Source organism: Streptomyces sp. NPDC004788, from assembly GCF_053601115.1.
On sequence record NZ_JBSGBF010000127.1, the window covers coordinates 1 to 20,024 of the forward strand.

Annotated in this window: 17 protein-coding genes; 7 read left to right on the top strand and 10 right to left on the bottom strand. The window is 73.0% G+C overall.

All coding sequences use genetic code 11. The features are described from left to right. Window positions 1–262: DoxX family membrane protein (locus ACWEJX_RS34210; RefSeq protein ID WP_451611308.1), on the bottom strand; the 262-nt coding region annotated here is incomplete at its 3' end. 229 nt (window positions 263–491) lie between these two features. Between ACWEJX_RS34210 and ACWEJX_RS34215 the strand changes: the two genes are divergently transcribed. Both ACWEJX_RS34215 and ACWEJX_RS34220 read left to right on the top strand, forming a co-directional pair. Then, window positions 492–1,106 (top strand): HdeD family acid-resistance protein, encoded by a 615-nt coding sequence (locus ACWEJX_RS34215; RefSeq protein ID WP_451611309.1) that lies wholly within the window; start codon window positions 492–494, stop codon window positions 1,104–1,106. A gap of 144 nt (window positions 1,107–1,250) precedes the next feature. Then, the gene (locus ACWEJX_RS34220) at window positions 1,251–1,673 is read left to right on the top strand and encodes a DUF350 domain-containing protein (RefSeq protein WP_451611310.1); all 423 of its coding nucleotides are present in this window, start codon (window positions 1,251–1,253) and stop codon (window positions 1,671–1,673) included. Between the two features lie 152 nt (window positions 1,674–1,825). On the opposite strand, the gene ACWEJX_RS34225 is transcribed toward ACWEJX_RS34220, so the two are convergent. Continuing rightward, window positions 1,826–2,305: a hypothetical protein gene (locus tag ACWEJX_RS34225; RefSeq protein ID WP_451611311.1), complete on the bottom strand. Its 480-nt coding sequence runs from the start codon at window positions 2,303–2,305 to the stop codon at window positions 1,826–1,828. Beyond that, window positions 2,302–3,738: a WGR domain-containing protein gene (locus tag ACWEJX_RS34230; RefSeq protein WP_451611312.1), complete on the bottom strand. Its 1,437-nt coding sequence runs from the start codon at window positions 3,736–3,738 to the stop codon at window positions 2,302–2,304. The genes ACWEJX_RS34225 and ACWEJX_RS34230 overlap by 4 nt, the downstream gene beginning before the upstream one ends. 193 nt (window positions 3,739–3,931) lie before the next feature. On the opposite strand from ACWEJX_RS34230, the gene ACWEJX_RS34235 reads away from it, so the two are divergent. Continuing rightward, complete coding sequence (locus ACWEJX_RS34235) at window positions 3,932–4,477, top strand: RICIN domain-containing protein (protein WP_451611313.1); 546 nt, start codon at window positions 3,932–3,934, stop codon at window positions 4,475–4,477. Between the two features lies 1 nt (window position 4,478). On the opposite strand, the gene ACWEJX_RS34240 is transcribed toward ACWEJX_RS34235, so the two are convergent. The 6 genes from ACWEJX_RS34240 to ACWEJX_RS34265 all read right to left on the bottom strand — a co-directional run bounded on the left by ACWEJX_RS34240 (window position 4,479) and on the right by ACWEJX_RS34265 (window position 13,006). Further along, entirely contained in the window at window positions 4,479–5,273 is a 795-nt protein-coding gene (locus ACWEJX_RS34240) for a maleylpyruvate isomerase family mycothiol-dependent enzyme (RefSeq protein ID WP_451611314.1), read from the bottom strand. A gap of 103 nt (window positions 5,274–5,376) precedes the next feature. Next, window positions 5,377–8,412, bottom strand: a complete 3,036-nt coding sequence (locus tag ACWEJX_RS34245) for an alpha-mannosidase (RefSeq protein ID WP_451611315.1) — start codon at window positions 8,410–8,412, stop codon at window positions 5,377–5,379. A 215-nt stretch (window positions 8,413–8,627) separates the two neighbouring features. Continuing rightward, window positions 8,628–9,923: a glycoside hydrolase 5 family protein gene (locus tag ACWEJX_RS34250; protein WP_451611316.1), complete on the bottom strand. Its 1,296-nt coding sequence runs from the start codon at window positions 9,921–9,923 to the stop codon at window positions 8,628–8,630. A gap of 61 nt (window positions 9,924–9,984) precedes the next feature. Next, entirely contained in the window at window positions 9,985–10,827 is an 843-nt protein-coding gene (locus ACWEJX_RS34255; RefSeq protein ID WP_451611317.1) for a carbohydrate ABC transporter permease, read from the bottom strand. Between the two features lie 4 nt (window positions 10,828–10,831). Next, window positions 10,832–11,704, bottom strand: a complete 873-nt coding sequence (locus tag ACWEJX_RS34260) for a carbohydrate ABC transporter permease (RefSeq protein ID WP_451611318.1) — start codon at window positions 11,702–11,704, stop codon at window positions 10,832–10,834. A gap of 6 nt (window positions 11,705–11,710) precedes the next feature. After that, entirely contained in the window at window positions 11,711–13,006 is a 1,296-nt protein-coding gene (locus tag ACWEJX_RS34265) for an ABC transporter substrate-binding protein (RefSeq protein WP_451611324.1), read from the bottom strand. 176 nt (window positions 13,007–13,182) lie between these two features. On the opposite strand from ACWEJX_RS34265, the gene ACWEJX_RS34270 reads away from it, so the two are divergent. After that, a complete protein-coding gene (locus tag ACWEJX_RS34270) occupies window positions 13,183–14,238 on the top strand; it encodes a LacI family DNA-binding transcriptional regulator (RefSeq protein ID WP_451611319.1) in 1,056 nt (351 codons plus the stop codon). 21 nt (window positions 14,239–14,259) lie between these two features. Then, complete coding sequence (locus ACWEJX_RS34275; protein ID WP_451611320.1) at window positions 14,260–16,824, top strand: endo-beta-N-acetylglucosaminidase; 2,565 nt, start codon at window positions 14,260–14,262, stop codon at window positions 16,822–16,824. A 21-nt stretch (window positions 16,825–16,845) separates the two neighbouring features. Here ACWEJX_RS34275 and ACWEJX_RS34280 read toward each other — a convergent pair whose 3' ends face one another. Then, window positions 16,846–17,493, bottom strand: a complete 648-nt coding sequence (locus ACWEJX_RS34280) for a LysE family translocator (RefSeq protein ID WP_451611321.1) — start codon at window positions 17,491–17,493, stop codon at window positions 16,846–16,848. Between the two features lie 102 nt (window positions 17,494–17,595). Between ACWEJX_RS34280 and ACWEJX_RS34285 the strand changes: the two genes are divergently transcribed. Together ACWEJX_RS34285 and ACWEJX_RS34290 are read left to right on the top strand one after the other, a co-directional pair. Continuing rightward, a complete protein-coding gene (locus ACWEJX_RS34285) occupies window positions 17,596–18,933 on the top strand; it encodes a hypothetical protein (RefSeq protein ID WP_451611322.1) in 1,338 nt (445 codons plus the stop codon). 66 nt (window positions 18,934–18,999) lie between these two features. Continuing rightward, window positions 19,000–19,827 (top strand): alpha/beta fold hydrolase, encoded by an 828-nt coding sequence (locus tag ACWEJX_RS34290; protein WP_451611323.1) that lies wholly within the window; start codon window positions 19,000–19,002, stop codon window positions 19,825–19,827. Window positions 19,828–20,024: the final 197 nt, after the last annotated feature.

The following is a 20,024-nucleotide window of genomic DNA, read 5'->3' on the forward strand; positions in this document are numbered from 1 at the left end:
CGCCGGGGGCGGCGGCGCCGGCCGCCGGGGTGGCGAGGCCGAGGGCGAGCAGGACGCCACCGCCGGCCTCGCCGAGGCCGGCGGCGACGGCGCTCTCCCGGCCGGGCGAATAGCCCATGGCTTCCATGGCCTTGGTGGTGCCCTCGATGCCGCCGCCGCCGAACCAGCCGAGCAGCTTCTGGGCGCCGTGCGCGGCGAGGACGGCGCCGGTGCCGACGCGCAGGGCGAGCAGGCCGAGGTCGCGGCGGTTGAGAGCGGTCATGAGGTCTCCCGGTGGGTGCGGTGGGGCGGCGCGGGGCGCGGCGGGTGCGCGTCCGGCACGGGGCGTTCTCCACTCTGCGCCGCACGACGGCCGAACCCTTCGCGTTGTACGTCCATACAGGTCATCTTTTGCGGCGTTCGTCGGGTGTTGCTTTAGTGAGAGCGCCGGTGACGGCCCGACGAGGGCGGGGACCGATCGGAGGGCGCGCCGTTCCACGAGGAGATCCGCCATGACCGAGACCCACGCACGTGAGCCGTACGACCGGCCCTCGCCGGACCTGCCACCCGGACCGCTGGGCGTGCTGGCCGGGATGGCCTGGCAGGCCCTGCTGATCTCCGGCTTCGGCGCCCTGGTCCTGGGCGTGGTCGTGCTGGTGTGGCCGGGCCAGTCGCTGACCGTGGTGGGAGTGGTGTTCGGCCTGTATCTGCTGATCAGCGGTGTGCTGCACCTGGTCGCCGCGTTCGGCACGCACATGATGACCTCGCTGCGCGTGATGGCCTTCATCAGCGGCGCCGTGTCGATCCTGCTCGGCCTGTTCTGCTTCCGCGGTTCCCTGCAGTCGACGCTGCTGCTCGCGCTGTGGATCGGGATCGGCTGGCTCTTCCACGGCATCACGCAGACGGTCGCGGCGGCCTCCGACCCGCAGGCACCCGCCCGCGGCTGGCAGATCTTCCTCGGCGTCGTCAGCGCGCTGGCCGGTGTGGTGCTGATCGTCTCGCCGCTGGAGTCGGCGAACGTCCTGATCCTGCTCGGCGGGATCTGGCTGGTCGCGGTCGGCGTGATCGAGATCGTGACGGGCTTCATGGTGCGCTCGCGCGCCAAGCAGATCCCGCCGGGGCTCTGAGCCCCATCGGCTCCGGCGTCCGCGCCGGCCGTTCCAGGACCGCCCGGCCCCGGCCGGGCGGTCCTGCGCTACATTTTGCCGGTCCTTGACCCCGAGATCGGGCGCGGCGAGCGCGCGATCCCCTCCCTGCGGAGCCGGCATTCCATGAGCGACATCGTCAACGGCCTCGGCCGGACCACGGCCTACGGCGCCCTCGGCGTCGTCCTGTTGATCCTCGGCATCGTCCTGGTCGACCTCCTCACGCCCGGCAAGCTGGGCCGGCAGATCTGGGAGGACCGCAACCGCAACGCCGCGATCCTGCTCAGCTCGGCGCTGCTCGGGATAGGCGGCATCGTCTTCACGGCGATCTGGACGACCTACGACGACTTCGCCAAGGGCCTGGTGTCCACGGCCGCGTTCGGCCTGCTCGGGCTCGTGATGATGGCGGTCGCGTTCCTGGTGGTCGACCTGGTCACCCCGGGCAAGCTGGGCGCGACCCTGGTCGACCCGGAGCCGCACCCGGCGGTGTGGGTGACGGCGTCCGTGAACATCGCGGTCTCGGCCGTGGTCTCGGCCTCGATCGCCTGACACCGGCCGCCTCCGCGTCTCTCCCGCCCTTCCGCTCTCCCCTGCGCACTGCGCAAGATCGGAGAAGCGCCGCCCCCGTCCGCCTTCCTGGCGTGGGAGCCATGAACAACGGTGGTCGTGGCCTCGGACTAGCCCCCCTCGTCACCCACCGGTCAGGCCGACGGCTCCACCTCCAGGAAGCGGTGGCGGCGCGGGCCGCGGTAGAGCAGGGCGTCCCAGCCGAGGCGTTCGAGGGCGGCGGCGCAGGCGGTGAGGGCGGCTTCCTCCTCGTGGGCGGCGCCCGAGCCGGGCGGGCCCAGCCATTCGACGCGGGCGGTGCCGGGGCGCTCGCCGGCCGTGACCCGGTAGCCGGTGACCACGCAGGCGCCGTCGGCGTCGAGTGCCGAGGGCCGTTGCTTTGCCGCCTCGAGGGCCAGGGCCACCGCCCGTACCGGCTGGTGGCGCTCCCAGTCGGCGGGCCGGTCCGCCGGGTCGCCGCCGGAGCCGCCCGGGCGGTTGGTCAGGCGCCGGATCTGGAGGAGTCCCTCGAACGCGGCCCGCACCTCGCGGGAGCGCTGCTCGGCGTCGCGCTCCGGCAGCGGCGGCCCGTCGCCCGTGGCCGCGGCGAAGCCGCCGTCCGCGGCCCCGCTCACAGCAGCCGCCGGATGTCGCCGCGGACCCGGTAGAAGCCGCCGGCCGCCGGGTGCAGGGCGTCGACGACGTAGCGGGTGCCGGGTTCGCGGATGGCGCGCGGGAACTGCACGTTCCACCCCTGCTCGTAGCCTTCGGTCACGACCCGGACGCGGGTACGGCCGCCTTCCTGGACGCACTCGACGACGATCGAGCCGGCGGGGGCGGCGCGGACCGCGTCGACGGCGGCGACGGTCGTGGCCGGGGCGTAGGTCGGCAGGGCGGCGGCGAGCTTGATGTCCTGGGCGACCGGCACGGTGCCCCGCTGGGCGGCGGCGATGGCGGCCTCGCTCGCGTCCACGCACACCAGCGAGCCGTCGGTGGTGACCAGGTAGAGCCGCTCGTCGTGGTACTGCATGGAGAGCGCCGAACCGCCGCCGGTGCCCAGCTTCCACAGCCGGGTGCCGTCCTCCGCGAAGCAGTAGACGGAGGAGGCGTTGTCCCCGGCGAAGACGAAGCGGCCGCCGGGCGAGGTCGCGCACGAGTAGACGGGGCTGTCGCAGCCGTACACGGCCTCCGTGCGGCCGTCCTTCTTGGCGAGCCGGACCACCTGGCGGCGGGCGGTCCCCGCGTACACGGCGGCGGCCTCCTGCCAGCCGAAGAGCACGGCACCGTCGATGCCGGTGTGCCAGAGCTCGCCGCCGCCGTCGGGGGCGTACGCGGTGACGCCGCTGCTGTCGCCGTAGTAGACGCCGTCGGCGTCCGCGCGGACCATCCAGGCGTGCTCGCCGCGCCCGCCGCGCGACCACTGGTGTTCGTCCTCGTGGTCGATGACGGTGAGCCGGCCCGAGCGGTCGGCCACGTCGAGGACGCCCTCGTGGATGTCGAGCCAGAAGATGTCGACGTCGGTGGCGATCTCGTACGCCGCGAACGGCAGCTTGGCCGACAGGTCGTAGACCCGGCCGTCGTCGCAGCCCGCGTAGATCCAGAAGTCGTCGGCGACCAGGCACTTGACGCCGTCCGGCAGACTGAAGCGGGCGTGGACGGCGCCGTCGTGGCCGAGCGTGAAGACCTCGCCCGCCTGGTTGCCGACCCAGCAGCGCTCGTCGTCGACGTGGATGCCGAAGGCCGCGGAGCCGGTGCGGAAGCGCCACAGGACGGGTGCGACGGCGCGGGCGGTGGAGGGGGCGGAGCTCACCGTGCGGCGGGTGACCGCGCGGGCGGCGCGCTGCCCCTGGACGGCCGGCGCGTACCCCTTGCGGACCTTCTCCCCTATCTTCTTCTCCGCCGCCGCCCGCGCCTTCTCGGGCGTGGCGAACGCCGAGGTCTGCGTCTGGCCGGTCGCGCCGATGCGGCCGTAACGGACCGACACCAGCGTGCCGTCGACCGTCACTTCGTAGAACTTGTGCGCGCCGCCGCCGTCCTGCGACAGCTCCAGATAGGTCTTCGTCGTCATGTTCCGAACCGTAGGGCCAGCCACTGACAATGGGCCGTGGTCCGCGCGGCGGGTACGTGTCCAGGGCACGTCGCCGCGACCTCCGCCGGAACTCGCGTCTTGGAGTCCCCCATTCCGCACACATGTGCGCATACCATGCGAGCGCACCGCCAAGATCACCCGAACGCGAGCGACTTACCTCAGGGGGACTTCAGTGAAGCGCTTCTTCGTGCGCGCGATGTGCACGCTCGGCCTGCTGCTCGGCAGCCTGGCCGCGACGACCGCGCCGGCCAGCGCGTCGGCCGCCAACTACACGACGGTCACGAACGTGGCCGGCGGCACCTGCCTCGAAATGCCCGGGTTCACCGGCGAGTGGGGCGCCCAGGCCACGGTGTGGGGCTGCAACGACGGCGACAACCAGACCTGGGTCTTCAACAGCATGGGCGGCGGTTTCTTCCAGATCGTCAACCGGTCCTCCGGCCTGTGCCTGGAGCTTCCGGGCCTCCCGCCGTCCACCGACAACGGCACCCGGGTCCAGCAGTGGCAGTGCAACGGCGGCCGCAACCAGCTCTGGTGGTTCGACCACTGGGCCAATGTCAACGGCAACCACACCGCCGAGATCAAGAACGCCTACGCCGGGTGCCTGGAGATCAACGGCTGGCAGACCGGCACGTGGGGCACCGGGGCCCAGCTGTGGAGCTGCAACGGTGGCAACAACCAGCGCTGGGCCTTCGCGTACGACTTCATCTACAACCACTGAGTCACGGCGCCACGAAGAGGCGCGGGAAGCGCGGCCCGAGCCAGGGCTTGCGGCCCCAGGCGAGGGCGCGGCCGGTCGCCATCACCGGGACCGGGTCGATCCGGCCGAGCGCCATGAGCAGGAAGGCGACCGGCTCGGTCAGCACGGTGCAGTCGGGGCGTTCGAAGGGGCCGGTCGTGGTGGTGACCGTGCCGTCGGCGACGGTCACGCCGAACCGGGCGCCGCCCCACAGCCGTACCCGGTAGCGGGCGGTGAGGCCCGCGACGGCTGCCGGGTCGGCGACCCGGGGCATCGCGGCGGTCATGAAGGGCAGCGTCAGCTCGACCCGTTCGCGGTCGATCATGTGGGGGCGGCCGAGGGACCGGGCGAGGTCGTAGCCGTGGCCGAGCATGTGCGTGAGCAGGTACGCGCCGAGGCGGGCCGGGTCGTAGGAACCCATCGGGGTCTCCACGACCTCCTCGGGGTCGCGTTCCTCCACGGCGTCGAGGAACGCGAGGGCCTGGTCGTGGATCAGGTCGGCGAGCGGCCCGGCGGCCCGCTCGGGAAAGGCCGCCAGCGCCTCCTCGTTGGCGGCCGCGATGCCCTGCGGGGTGCCGTCGCCGTACGGGCGGGGGCGGCCGGCGGCCAGCTCGGCCATCAGCGCGTTCGCGTGGCCGAGGTGGGCCGCGGTCTCGCCGAAGGTCCAGGTCAGGCGCGGCACCGGGCGTCCGGTGTCGGGTGCGGCGCGCACGATGTCGGCGATGTCCCGCGCGGTGCCGCGTATCGCCGCGCCGAGCCCGTCCGGCAGCACACTCATGTCGTCCCCACCTTCACGCCGCCGCTGATCAGTGGCGCAAGAGTAGGGGCCGGCCCCGGCCGCTGCCCAGGGCCGGAGCCGCCCGTTCATGACCGGAAGCCGTTCACCCCCGCGTGAGCCTGAGGGTGAGCAGCTGGAAGGGGCGCAGCTCGATCAGTACGTCGTCGCCCTCGACCCGTACGGTCTCGCCGTCCCGGGGCCGCTCCAGGAGGTCGCACACCCGGGCCGCCGACAGCGCGAACCCGGCGGTGAGGCGGGTGCGGGCGCGCCCGCCGCGCGACTCGTAGACGCGGACCACGACGTCGCCGCTGCCGTCGTCGGCGAGCTTCAGGGCGCTGACGACCACGGCCTCGTCGGCGACGCCCACCAGCGGCGCCACCTCCGCCGAGCCGGGCACCCGCCGCTCGGGCAGGTTGATCCGGTAGCCCTCGCGGACGGCGTCGCCGATCACGGCGCCGGGGACGAGTGCGTGGCGGAAGCGGTGCGGGCCCTGGTCGGTGTGCGGGTCGGGGAAGCGGGGCGCGCGCAGCAGGGAGGCGCGGACGGTGGTCGTGGTGCCGCGGTCGGCTGCCCGTACGGTACGGGTGACGTCGTGTCCGTACGTCGAGGCGGTGACGAGCGCCACGCCCCAGCCGGGCTCCTCGAAGTGAACGAAGCGGTGGTTGCACGCCTCGAACTTGGCCGCCTCCCAGCTGGTGTTGGTGTGGGTGGGGCGGTGCAGGTGGCCGAACTGGGTCTCGGCGGCGTACCGGTCGGTGTGCAGGTCGAGCGGGAAGGCGCACTTGAGGAACTTCTCGGTCTCGTGCCAGTCCACCTCGGTGTCGAGGTCGAGCCGCTTGGCTCCGGCGGTGAGGCCGAGGGTCTGCACGGCGCGCGAGGAGCCGAAGGAGCGGGTGACGCGGACGCTCACGGCCTCGGCCGAGTCGGTGGCGACGGTCAGTCCGTCGACGTCCGTGAGGTCGGTGACGGTGTTGCGGTAGAAGCGGTCGACGTCCCAGGCGTCCCACATGTTGGGGAAGTCGGGGTGGAGCTGGAGGAGGTTGGCGGCGGCGCCGGGGGCCACGGTCTCACGGCCGCTGTCGAGGTCGACGACGGAGACGACGAGTCCGCGCGCGTCGACGTCGACCCGCAGCAGCCCGTTGTCGAGGACGAAGCCGCCCCCGGGGCGCGGCTCGACCGTGCAGCGGCCGGGCGCGGCGGGGAGCGCGTCTGCGCGCAGGGCGCCACCGGCCGGAATGCCGCCGCGGCGGTGCGGGGCGGAGTTGAAGACGAGTTCGCCGTCGCCGTCGCCCGCGAGGGCGCGCTGGGCCCGGTCGATGATCCGGTCGAGTTCCTCGGCGACGGCGGCGTACGTGGCCTCCGCCTCCCGGTGCACCCAGGCGATGGACGAGCCGGGCAGGATGTCGTGGAACTGGTGCAGCAGCACCGTCTTCCAGAGGCGGTCCAACTCCTCGTAGGGATACGGCAGTCCGGTGCGCACGGCGGCGGTGGCGGACCACAGCTCGGCCTCGCGCAGCAGGTTCTCGCTCGCCCGGTTGCCCTGCTTGGTGCGGGCCTGGCTGGTGAGGGTGGCCCGGTGCAGCTCCAGGTACAACTCGCCCACCCAGACCGGCGGTTCCGGGTACTCGGCCTGGGCCTTCGCGAAGAACTCGGCCGGCCGTTCCCAGCGCACCCGGGCCGAGCCCTCCAGGTCGCGCATGCGCGCCGCCTTGGCGATCATCTCGCGGGTGGCGCCGCCGCCTCCGTCACCCCAGCCGGTCGGGGCGAGCGAGTGACTGGCCCGCCCCTTGTCCTTGAAGTTCCTGACGGCGTGCGCGATCTCCCTGCCCTGCATGGAGCAGTTGTAGGTGTCGATGGGCGGGAAGTGGGAGTAGATCCGGGTGCCGTCGATGCCCTCCCACCAGAAGGTGTGGTGCGGGAAGGAGTTGACCTGGCTCCAGGAGATCTTCTGGGTGAGCAGCCACTTCGAGCCGGCCTCCTTGATGATCTGCGGGAGGCCGCCGGCGAAGCCGAAGGTGTCGGGCAGCCAGGCCTCCTGGTTCTCGACGCCGAACTCGTCGAGGAAGAAGCGCTTGCCGTGCACGAACTGACGGGCCATCGCCTCGGAGGAGGGCATGTTGGTGTCGGACTCGACCCACATGCCGCCGGCCGGCACGAAGCGGCCCTCGGCGACGGCCTTCTTCACCCGCGCGTACACCTCGGGCCGGTGTTCCTTGATCCAGGCGTACTGCTGGGCCTGCGACATCGTGTAGACGAAGTCGGGCTCGTCCTCCAGGAGGGCGGTCATGTTGGCGGTGGTGCGGGCCACCTTGCGGACGGTCTCGCGCAGCGGCCAGAGCCAGGCCGAGTCGATGTGGGCGTGCCCGACGGCGCTGAGGCGGTGGGCGGAGGGCTCGGCGGGCGTGGCGAGGACGCCGGCCAGCTCGGCGCGGGCCGCGGCGGCGGTGCCGTTCACGTCCTGGAGGTCGATCGCGTCGAGGGCGCGTTCCACGGCGCGCAGGACGTCCCAGCGGCGGGCGCCCTCGACGGGCAGTTCGGCCATCAGCTCGCCGAGCACCTCCAGGTCGGCGACGAGCTCCCACACCGTCTCGTCGAAGACGGCCAGGTCCATGCGGGCCAGCCGGTACTGCGGGCGGTCGCCCGCCGTGTCCTTGTCGCCGAGCTCGGTGGGCAGGAAGGGGTGGTAGTCGAGGATCACCGGGTTGGCCGCGGCCTCCACGTGCAGCAGCACCTCCTCGCCGCCGGCCGCCGGGGCCGCGATCCGCACCCACTGGTTGCGCGGGTGGAGGCCCTTCACCGGGCTGCCGTCGGGGCGGTAGACCAGGCCCTCGCACTGGAAGCCGGGCATGTTGGCGTCGAATCCGAGGTCGATCAGCGCCTCTACGGTGCGGCCGGCCCACTCCTCGGGCACGGTGCCGGAGACGGTCAGCCAGCTGGTGCTCCAGGGCGCGCCCCACGCGTCGCCGACGGCGATCGGGGTCCGGGGCGCGGCGAGGCCCTCGGCGACCGGGACGGGCTCGCCGGGGGCGGTCCAGATCCCGGCCCGCAGCGGCACGGAGACGGGGTGAACGGCGGGTCGGATGCGTTCGTCGAGGACCCGCTTGAGCCGGGACTCGACGAGGCTGCGGTCGTCATGCATGCGGAGCACTCCCAGGGGCAGGGGCGAGGACGGGCGGTACGGGGCGAGGACGGGCGGTACGGGGCGGGGTCAGCCGCGCGGGGCCGGGTCAGCCGCGCGGGGGCGGGTGAGCCGCGCGCGGGGGCAGGCGCGAGGGGCGGGGGTAGGTGCGAGGCACGGGTGGGGCCGCGCCGGGCGGGTCAGCCGCGCCGGGCGGGTCAGCCGCGCCGGGCGGGTCAGCCGCGCGTGGCGGGGCCGCGGCCGGAGGCCGGGCCGCCGAGGTCGTCCGGCGTGACCAGCTCGGTGATGCCGCGGGCGGCGAGGTACGCGGGGTCGTCGGCGCGGGACGCGAGGACCACGGCCGGGCGGGCCCCGTCCGCGGCCAGCCGCATGAACGCCTCGAAATGCGGGCCGCCGGGGCCGCAGGACGAGCGCTTCGTGACCTCCTCCGGGAGGTCGACGACGAGCGCGGTGCTCCTCGGCGGCGCCGGTGCCCCTGCCGTACGGGCTTCGGCGACGGCGTCCGCGAAGGCCCGGCCGGCCGGCTTGACCCGGCGGTCGTTGGTCAACAGCCCCAGGCTGTATTCCAGTTCGGGGAAGTCGGCGAGCGAGCGGTCGACGTCGTGGGAGCACCACCACGTGATACCCCACAGACCGGGGCAGTCGAGCGCGGCGGCGACGGTCGACCGGGTGAATTCGGCCGCGCGGGCGGCGGGCACGTGCGGGGCGGGGGCGCCGACCTCCTGGAGCCAGACGGGACGGCCGGGGTCGTCGGCCCACGCCTTCGACAGCTCGATCAGATAGGCGGCGTGCTGGGCGACCGCGACCGAGTCGGGGCCGTAGCGCTGGGCGGTGCCGTTGAAGACCCACGAGTGGACGGCGGTGACGGCGCCGATCCTGGCGGCGTGGCCGGGGGTGAAGGGGTGGTCGTCCAGGTACCAGGCGGCGTCGTAGGCGGCGTGCACATGGAGCCGGCCGGGCGCGCCCTCCTCGCACGCGGCGAGCATGCGGCCGAGCCAGTCGGCGGCCTGCGCGGGTGTGGCGCGGTCGGGGTCGGGGTGGGGGTCGCCGGAGAACTGGTTGATCTCGTTGCCGAGGGTCATGCCGAGGAAGTTCGGCCGGTCCGCGAGGGCGGCGGCGAGGGTGCGTAGATAGGCGGCCTGGCCGCTCTGGACCTCGGGGTCGGTGAAGAGATTGCGCCGGTGCCAGGTGCGGGTCCAGGCGGGCAGGAAGTCGAAGCTGGAGAGGTGGCCCTGGAGTCCGTCGACGGCGACGTCGAGGCCGCGCTCGCCGGCCGCGTCGACGAGCCGGCCGAGCTGTTCGACGGCCCGGGGCCGGATGAGGGTGCGGTTGGGCTGGAAGAGCGGCCAGAGCGGGAAGACCCGGACGTGGTCGAGGCCGAGGGCGGCGACGGAGTCCAGGTCGGCGCGGACGGCGTCGAGGTCGAAGTCGAGCCAGTGGTGGAACCAGCCCTGGCTGGGCGTGTAGTTGACGCCGAAGCGCGGACCGGTGGTGTGCTGGCTGGTCGTCATGGGCGGTGCGGTTCCTCCGTGAGACGGCGGGCGGCGAACGGCGAACGAACGGTGTCGACGGTCATCCCTTGAGCGCGCCCTCCTCGACCCCCTTGAAGAAGAAGCGCTGGAGCACGGCGAACACGGCGACGATCGGCAGGAACGCGATCATCGTGCCGGCCGCGATCTGCCGGGGGTTGGCGGAGAACGTGCCGTCGAGGTACTGCAGACCCACCGTGAGCGTGTAGCGGCCGGGGTCGTTGAGCACGATCAGCGGCCACAGGAAGTCGTCCCATGCCTGGATGAAGGTGAAGATCACGACCACGCTCAGCATGCCCCTGACGTTGGGCAGGGCGATGTGCACGAGCCGCTGCCAGGCGTTGGCGCCGTCCACCAGGGCGGCGGCGTCGAGTTCGGCCGGCACCGACCGGAAGGCGGTGTACATGAGCAGCACGTTCAGCATGGCGACGGCGCCGGGCAGGGCGACGCCGACGAGGGTGTCGGTGAGGCCGAGGCTGCGGACCGTCACGTACTGGGAGACGATCGTGACCTCGCCCGGCAGCACCAGGGTGGCGACGAAGAGCCCGAGCGCGAGGCGGGCGCCCCGGAAGCGCAACCGGGCCAGGGCGAAGCCGGCGAGGGTGGCCCCGACCACGTTTCCGAGGACGCTGATTCCCGCCACGATCAGGGAGTTGGCGGCGTACGTCCACACCGGGACGGTGTCGGCGACCTTGGCGTAGTTGGCGAGGGTGGGGTGCTCGGGCAGGAAGCCCGGGGTGCGGGACCAGACGTCCTCGCCCGGTCCCTTGAGCGAGGTGGACAGCTGCCAGAGGAAGGGGCCGATGGTGAGCAGCAGGACCAGGACGAGGAGGAGGTAGCGGACGGTCCGCTCGGCGGCGGACGGGGCGCGGCCCGGTGAACTCATGCCGTCATGCCGCCTTCCGGTCGAGTCGGGCCAGCAGGACCATCGGGCCGACGGTGAGGACGAAGAGCAGCACGCTGAGGGCGGAGGCGTAGCCGATGTGCCCGCTGAAGCCGCGGCTGTACATCTGGATGAGCATGACCACCGACATGTCGCGCCCGCCGGGTCCGCCGGTGCCGTTGGACAGCACGTACAGCTCGGAGAAGACCCGCAGCGCGTTGACCGTGACGAGGACGGAGATCAGCAGCGTCGCGGGACGGACGCCGGGCAGGGTGACGTGCCAGAACCGGCGGAGCGCGGAGGCGCCGTCGACGGCGGCGGCCTCGTACAGCTCGCGGCCGACGTTCCCGAGCGCGGACAGGTAGATGACCATGTAGTAGCCGAGTCCCTTCCACACCGTGAGGGCGATGGCGCTGAGGAGCAGCAGCCAGCGGTCGGTGAGGAAGGAGACCGGCCGGTCGGCGAGGCCGAGCTGCTGCAGCAGGCCGTTGAGCAGCCCGCGCTCGTCGAGGACCCAGCCCCAGATGAGGCCGACGACGACGGCCGAGGCGACGACCGGGGTGTAGAAGGCGGTGCGGAAGAAGGTGATGCCGGGAAGCTTCTTCTCCACGAGCAGCGCGAGCAGCAGCGGGAGGACGATGAGCAGCGGCAGGCAGACGAGCAGATAGAGGACGCTGTTGACGAGGGCGTCGGTCAGCTGTTCGTCGTCCAGGGCCCGTCGGTAGTTGGCGAGGCCGGTGAAGTGCCCGCCGCCGAGCGGTCTGGCGTTGGTGAAGGAAAGGATCACCGTGTTGACCGCGGGGAAGACGTTGAAGACGGCGAGCCAGACCAGGGCGGGACCGGCGAGCAGCCAGGGTGTGAACCAGCGCCGGTGGGTCACGGAGCTTCAGTCCTTCAGCAGCTGGTCGGCGCGGGTGACGGCGGTGTCCAGGGCTTCCTTCGAGCCGCTCTGGCCGCTGATGGCGAGGGCGATCTGCTGGTTGATCAGGGTCTTGACGGCGTCGTTGGCCTGGACGGGTTCGAGGACCCGGGCGGAGGCGAGCGAGCGGAAGGCGATCACCTTGGCGTCGCCGGCGTTGCTGCCGTCGCTCTTGCTGAAGAACGGGTCGGAGGCGGAGGCGGTGGTGGAGGGGAAGATGCTGGTCTCGTGGGCGAAGGCGGCCTGGTTCTCGGCGTTGGTCACCCAGCGGGCGAGGGCGAGGGCCGCGGCCGGGTTCCTGGTGTTCTTCGGGATGGACAGGCCCTGCACGTACAGCGGCGGGGTGCCGATGGCCGGGGACGGGACCACCTTAGGCACGAGGCTCGGGTTGTCGGTGCCGAGGCTGGTGATGTAGTTGGCGCCGGCGGTGGTCCAGGCGGCGGTGCCGGAGCTGAACAGCTTCGTGTTGCCCGCGTAGGTCTCGGTGAGGACGTCCTTGGGCAGCAGGCCCTCCTTGAAGGCCGCGCGGTAGGTGTCGAGGACGGCGGCGGCCTCGGGGGTGTTGAAGGTGAAGTGCTTCCCGTCGGCGGACACGATCGGTACGCCCGCGTTGGCGAGGTCGATGAGGTTGGGCTTGCGGCTCATCAGGTACGTCCGGCCGCCGGACTTCGCCTTGACGGTACGGGCGGCCTTGACGAGCTCGTCGAGGGAGGCCGGCGGCTTCTTCGGGTCGAGGCCGTACTGGGTGAACAGCTCGCTGTTCCAGTAGTTGACGTCCGTGTTGAGGTACCAGGGGTAGCCGTACGTGCCGTCGTGGCCGGGGAAGCGGTAGGCGTCCAGGCCGCCCTTGACGTAGTCGGTGGCCGCGGCGGGGTCGGACGCGGCGATGTCGAGCAGCAGGTTCTGCCTGACCAGCGGCAGCGCGAAGTCCGGGGGCAGGTTGACGACGTCGGGGAGGGTGCCGCCGGCGGACTGGCTGAGGACCTTCTCGGAGTAGCCCTCGCCGGGCTGGTCGAGCCATTCGACCTCGACGCCCGGGTACTTCTTCTCGAACCCGGAGATCACCTTCTCCATGTAGGCGGTGAACTTGGGCTTGAGGGCCCAGGTCTGGAGGGAGACCTTGCCCTTGACCTCGCCGTGGGCGGCGGCCGGGCCGGGAGCGCCGGAGTCCTCGGCGCCGCCGAGGCCGCAGCCGGCGAGGGTCACGGCCGCCACCGCCACGGCGGTCCACCGGGCCAGCGGGCTTCTGCGTAGGGGTCGCATGTGTCGCACGAGGGTGTCTCCTTGCTCGGACGTCGCGGGGGGTGCGCGGACCTTGCTCGGCTTGCTTGTCGCTCGACTTGCTTGACTAAACCGCTCTAGCGATGCGGGACTATGCTCGCGGCTAGACTCCGGTGTCAAGAGCGCGTGCGCGGACACGCGAGATGAGGGGGCGTCCGTTGGCCAGACCGACCATCGCCGACATCGCCAGGGAGGCGGGCGTCTCCAAGGGCGCCGTCTCCTTCGCCCTCAACGGGCGCCCGGGCGTGAGCGAGGCGACCCGGGACCGGATCCTGCGGGTCGCCGAGCGCATGAACTGGCGCCCGCACAGCGCCGCCCGCGCCCTCGGCGGGGCCCGCGCCGGTGCGGTCGGCCTGGTGCTCGCCCGGCCCGCGCGCACCATCGGCCTGGAACCCTTCTTCGGCCAGCTGCTCTCCGGGCTGCAGGCCGGGCTCTCGGCCCGCTCCACCGCGCTCCAGCTCCTCGTCGTCGAGGACACGGCGGCCGAGATCGAGGTCTACCGGCGCTGGACCTCCGAGCACCGGGTGGACGGCTTCGTCCTGGTCGACCTCCAGGTGCGCGATCCGCGGGTGCCCGTCCTGGAGGAGCTCGGCGTGCCGACGGTGGTGCTCGGCGGCCCGGGGCCGCACGGCGGTCTGCCCGCCGTCTGGGCCGACGACCGCGAGGCGATGACCTCGATCGTCGAGTACCTGGCCGCCCTCGGCCACCGCCGGATCGCCCATCTCGCCGGGTTGCCCGCCTTCCAGCACACCCGGCGCCGGATCCGGGCGGTACGGGACGCGGCGCGCCGGCTCGGCCTCGCCGAGGCCGTCTCCGTACCGACCGACTTCAGCGACGCGGAGGGCGCGGCCGCCACCCGCACCCTGCTCGCCCGGCCGCGGGCCCAGCGGCCGACGGCGATCGTCTGCGACAGCGACGTGATGGCGGTGGCGGGGCTCGGCGTGGCGGCGGAGATGGGCGTGCCGGTGCCGGGCGAGCTGTCGGTCGTGTCCTTCGACGACTCCGCCCTGGCCCGGATCGTCCACCCCTCGCTGACCGCGCTCTCCCGGGACACCTTCGCCCTCGGCGAGCAGGTCGCCGGCGCGCTCCTGGCCCTGCTCGACGACCCGTCCTCGGCGCGGGACGTGCGGAACCCGACCCCGCGTCTGACGGTCCGCGAGAGCACGGCGGCACCGGCGGCCGCACCTCTTGACCCGTCCGCTAAAGCCCTTTAGCCTCCCGGACCGGGCGGCGGCGTGCCGCCCGGTCCGTCACCGCACCGTCACGTCACCGGCACCACCGGCACCACCGGCACCACCGGCACCACCGGCACCACCGGCACCACCGGCACCACCGGCCGATACTTCCCCTTCTGCTGGACCGGAGCTCCGATGAGACGACTGCCCCTGCTGCTGGCCGCCGCGCTGTCCGCGGCCGTGCTCGGCCTCGCCGGCCCGCCGAACGCGTCGGCGTCGGCACCGCCCGACAACGTTGTCGCCGCCACCGGCGACCAGCCGTACGCCTCGTACTGGTACCCGAACACCCTCCTGAACTGGGATCCGGCCACCGATCCCGACGCCCGCTTCAACCGCTCCCGGGTGCCGCTGCAACCCCGGGTCCCCGACCCGGCGTTGAAGGCCAACGCCGGCGCCCGGGCCGGCGAGGGCAAGGTGGTGTCCCTGGTGTCGTTCGCGCCGACCTCCGACAACCCCTCACAGGGTTCGCTCGATCCGCGCTACTACGCCTTCGGGCACTGGCAGTACGTCGACACCCTGGTCTTCTGGGGCGGTTCGGCCGGCGAGGGGCTCATCCTCGCGCCGAACCCCACCGTGATCGACGCCGCCCACCGCAACGGCGTGAAGGTCTACGGCACGGTGTTCTTCCCGCCCACCGCGTACGGCGGCCAGCTCCAGTGGGTCCGGGACTTCGTGCAGAAGTCCGGCACCCGCTATCCGGTCGCCGACAAGCTGGCCCAGGTCGCCCGGTACTACGGCTTCGACGGCTGGTTCATCAACCAGGAGACGGCCGGCGGCGACAGCACCCTCGCCACCGAGATGCGCAACACGCTCCGGTACGCGCGCTTGCTCGGCCCGGTCGACTTCATGTGGTACGACGCGATGACCGAGTCCGGTTCGGTGAACTGGCAGAACGCCCTCACCTCCGCCAACGACTCCTTCCTGCAGGAGGGTTCGCTGCGGACCAGCGACTCGATGTTCCTCAACTTCAACTGGACCGCCTCCGGCCTCGACTCCTCCCGCACGCTGGCCCGCAACCTCGGCCGCGGCGAGTACGAGCTGTTCGCCGGCGTGGACACCGAGGCCAACGGCTACGACACGAGCGTGTCCTGGGACGCGCTCTTCCCGCCGGGCCGCCCGCACACCGCCTCGCTCGGCCTCTACCGCCCCGAGTGGACCCACAACTCGTCGACCGATCGCGCCGACTCCTACGCCCGCGAGGCCCGCTACTGGGACGGCGCCAACGGCGACCCGTCCGACACCACGACCACCTCCTCCTGGAAGGGCATCGCGAACTACGTCGCCGAGTCCTCCCCGGTCACCGCCAAGCCGTTCGTCACCTCCTTCGACGCCGGGCAGGGCGACTTCTACCACTCCGGCGGCGTCCGGGTGTCGTCGTCGGGCTGGAACAACCTCTCCCTCCAGGACGTGCCGCCGACCTACCGCTGGCTGGTGCAGTCCACCGGCACGAAGCTGAAGCCGTCGTACGACTTCACCGACGCCTACGAGGGCGGCTCCGCGCTGCGCCTCGCCGGGACGCTCGACGCCGTGAACACCGTACGGCTGTACCAGACGCGGCTGCCGGTCGCGGCCGACACCAGGCTGTCGGTGGTGCTGAAGACCCCGTCCGCCGGGCCGACCCACCTGAAGGCCGCCGTCTCCTTCACCGACTCCCCCACCACCTTCACCACCTTCGACCTGGGCTCCACCACGACGGCCGGCTGGGAGCGCAGGACGCTCGACCTCTCCGCGTACGCCGGCCGCACCGTCGCCCAGCTGGGCCTCCAGACGACCGGCGCGGCCACCTCGTACGACATCAAGGTCGGCCAACTCGCCCTGTACGACGGTGTCGTGGACGCCCCCGCGGCTCCCGCCGCGCCGACGGTCCTCGGCACGACCGACTCCGGCACCACGAGCAAGTCGCTGCGGCTCGCCTGGACCGCGTCGGCCGCCGGAGCCGTGCACCACTACGAGGTGTACCGCCGCAACCCGGACGGCAGCCGCACCTTCCTCGGTGCCACCCCCAACGACAGCTACTTCGTGCCGCGCCTGGACCGCGTCGGCACCGAGACGACCACCACGCTGGACGTGGAGGCGGTCTCCACCGAGTTCGACCGCTCCCCCGCCGCGAGCACCACCGTCACCTGGTCCGCGACGAGCGACACCGACCTGGCGCTGAACCGGCCCGCGACGGCCTCCGGGCAGTGCAACGCCGACGAGTCGGCGCCGAAGGCCGTCAACGGCAGCGTCTCGGGCGGCACCACCGACAAGTGGTGCACGCTGACGACGTCGAAGTGGCTCGAAGTGGACCTCGGCGCGTCCCGGACGCTGAACCGCTTCGTGGTGAAGCACGCGGCGGCGGGCGGTGAGAGCGCGACCTGGAACACCCGGGACTTCACCGTCCAGGTCCGCGACAGCGCGACCGCCCCGTGGACCACGGCGGTGACCGTCACCGGCAACACGGCGGCGACCACCACCCACCCGGTCTCCCTCACCGCCCGCTACGTCCGCCTGGTGATCACCAAGCCGACGCAGACGACGGATCCGGCGGCCCGGATCTACGAGTTCGAGGCGTGGGGGTCCTGAGACCCCCGGCCCGCGGCGTCCTCAGCTCCGCGCGGTGGCGACCTTCAGCCCGAAACCGATCAGCACGGCACCGGTGATCCGCTCCATGCTCCGGCGCACGGCGGCACGGGAGAAGAACGCCTGGGCCCGGGTGAGCAGCAGCACATAGCCGCCGAGCCAGACGACCGTGAGCGCCGCGTGGATCAGCACGAGGAGCGCCATGCCCAGGTGCGGGGAGAGGCCGTGCGGCGCCAGCGTCGGCAGCAGGCCGGTGTAGGAGACGGCGATCTTCGGGTTGAGCACGTTGTTCACCAGGCCGGTGCGCCACGGGCTGCCGGACGGCGCCGGGGTCGGTATGGACTCCGCCGCCGTCCCGGCGTCTCCGTGGCCGTCGCCGTGCCGCTTCCGGCGGGCGGCGAGCAGCGCCTGCACGCCGAGGAGGACGAGATAGGCGGCGCCGGCCAGCTTGACGACGGTGTAGGCGGTGGCGGACGCGGCCAGGACGGCGGCGAGCCCCGCCACGGACAGCACGCCCCAGACGAGCAGGCCGGTCGTGATCCCGGCGACCGTCCGCACCGCGTCGCCGAGGCCTGCCGCGACGGCCCGCCGCGTCACGACGGCCATGTCGGGGCCGGGCGCCATCGTGAGCAGGGCGAGCACGCCCGCCGCTGCGAGGAGTTCGTACACCATGAGCAGAGTCTGACACCCACCACTGACAGTCCCGGCGCCGGTCCGCTGAGCCCGCTGCACGGGCCTGTCGCGCGAGCCGCCCGCCGTGATCTGCTGGGACCCATGACTCTGCTGAGCCGCACCTACGTGGACGAGTGTCTGGGCGGGAACGACGGGCTGCGCGACGCGCTGACGCGGGCCGGGCTGCCGCCCGTCTTCGACGGGGCCTGGCGGCCGCATCTGCTGTCGCGCCCCTGGTTCGTAGAGGAGGAGGGGATAAGGGAGTTCGCGCGGGACCTGGAGGATCTGTTCGAGCTGCTCGTCTCGCTGCCCGACCGGCTCTTCGACGGCGACCGCGCGGCGTACGCGGCGGCGCTCGGGCTCGCGCCGCGCCACGCGGCCCTGCTGCGGCGGTCCGGCGACGGGCGCCCGGCGAAGCTGGGGCGCGCCGACGCGTACCACGACGGCCGGGGCTACCGGCTCCTGGAGTTCAACCTGGGCAGCGAGGTCGGCGGCCTGGAGATGGCCGTGTGCAACCGGGGACTTCTGGAGGTCGCGGAGTTCGGCGCCTTCGCCGCCGCGCACGGGCTCGGTTACGTGGACACGGCGGCGCGGCTCGCGGCGGACCTGCGCGAGCGGGCCCGGCCGGCGCTGGCGGGCGGCGGGGCCGAGCCGGTGATCGGGCTCGTCGAGGGCCACGGCGGGGTGGCCGCCTTCGGGCCGCTGATGCGCGCCGTTCAGGAGGCGATGGCCGCCCAGGGCCTCCGCCTGGTGATCGGCGAGGTCGGGGAGCTGCGCACCCGGCCGGACGGCAAGCTGGCCCTGGGCGGCGAACCGCTGGATCTGGTGCTGCGCAACTTCGGCGCGAGCCAGCTGCTCGACGACCCGGCGGGGCCCGAGGTGGCGGAGCGGCTGTTCCGCGCCCACGAGGCGGGCCGCACGGTGCTCTTCGCCTCCCTGGAGTCGGGTCTCTTCGCGCACAAGAGCGCGCTGGCCATGCTCTCCGACCCGCGCTGGACCGGGGCCTTCGACGACAAGGAACGGGCCCTGGTGGACCGGGTGCTGCCGTGGTCCCGGACGCTGCGGGCGGGGGCGCCGGCCGCGCTGCTCGACGAGTGCCGGGAGCGCCGGGAGCGGCTGATCCTCAAGCCCGGCGCCGGGCACGGCGGCATCGACACCTTCGTCGGCTGGGAGTGCACCGACGCCGAGTGGCGCGAGGCTCTCGCGGTCGCCACCGAGCGGGGCTATCTGGTGCAGGAGCGGGTGGTGCCGCGGCCGGAGCCGGTGCTCGATCCGGCGACCGGGGCGGCCGCCGACTGGATCGCGGCCGTCGGCGTCTTCCTCACCTCCCAGGGGTACGCGGGCGCGCACGCCCGCGCGAACCCGGCGCACGGCGGGGCGATCGTCGGGCTGAGCAGCAACCCGGACACCCGCATGGCCTGCGTGTTCTCCCACCGCTGAGGAAGCCGGTCCGGACAATGGTCCGGGTTCCGGTTGTTCGTCCGCTGGTCGCCGCAGGGAGCGCAGATGGCAAGGGTCGAGGTCGACGGAGTCGGGCTGTTCTACGAGGCCGGCGGTGACGGCGACCCGCTGGTCCTGGTGCACGGTTCCTGGGGCGACCACCACAACTGGGACGCGGTCGTACACGGTCTCGCGCTGCGCCACCGGGTGCTGGTGTACGACCGCCGGGGGCACAGCGAGAGCGACCGGCCGGAGGGCCAGGGGACGCGGCGCGAGGACGAGGACGACCTGGCCGAGCTCCTGAAGACCCTGGGCTTCGCGCCCGCCTTCGTGGCGGGCAACTCCTTCGGCGCGTCGGTCACGCTGGGCCTCGCGTCCCGGCGCCCGGAGCTGTTCCGGGGGATCGTGGTGCACGAGCCGCCGCTGATGGACCTGGTGGCCGGCATGCCCGCGTACGAGCAGCAGATGGTGGACACCGGGGCGCGGATCGGCCGGGTGGTGGACCTGCTGCGGGCGGGCGACGCGCTGGCCGGGGCGCGGACGTTCGTGGAGGAGGTGGCCTTCGGTCCGGGCGCCTGGGAGCAGATGCCGCCGCGGCTGCGGGACACCTTCCTCACCAACGCGCCCACCTTCCTCGACGAACAGGGCGACCCGGACTGGGCCGGCCTGGACCTCGCCGCGCTCAGCGCGGCTGATGTGCCGGCGCTGGTCACCCGCGGCACGGAGAGCCCGGCGTGGTTCGGCGTGGTGGTGGACCGGGTGGCCGGTGCGCTGTCCGGGGTGCGCACCCACGTCTTCGAGGGCGCGGGGCACCTCCCGCACGTCACGCACCCGGAGGAGTACGTCGAGCTGGTGACGCACTTCTGCGCGGAGCACGGCGCGGGCCGGGCGTAGCGGGCCGCCCGTAGCGGGCCACGGGTAGCGGTCCACCCGTAGCGGTCCGGGGGTCGCCTGGGCGGGGCCCGGGGTCGCCGGGGCCGGGCCCGGAGGGCACCGCCTAGGTGTATTGATCACGAGCGTTGTTGACACTGGTCTGGTCTTGAACATGGCGAAGACCTCCGGTGTGGTGGGAGCTGTCTAGGAACTCACCG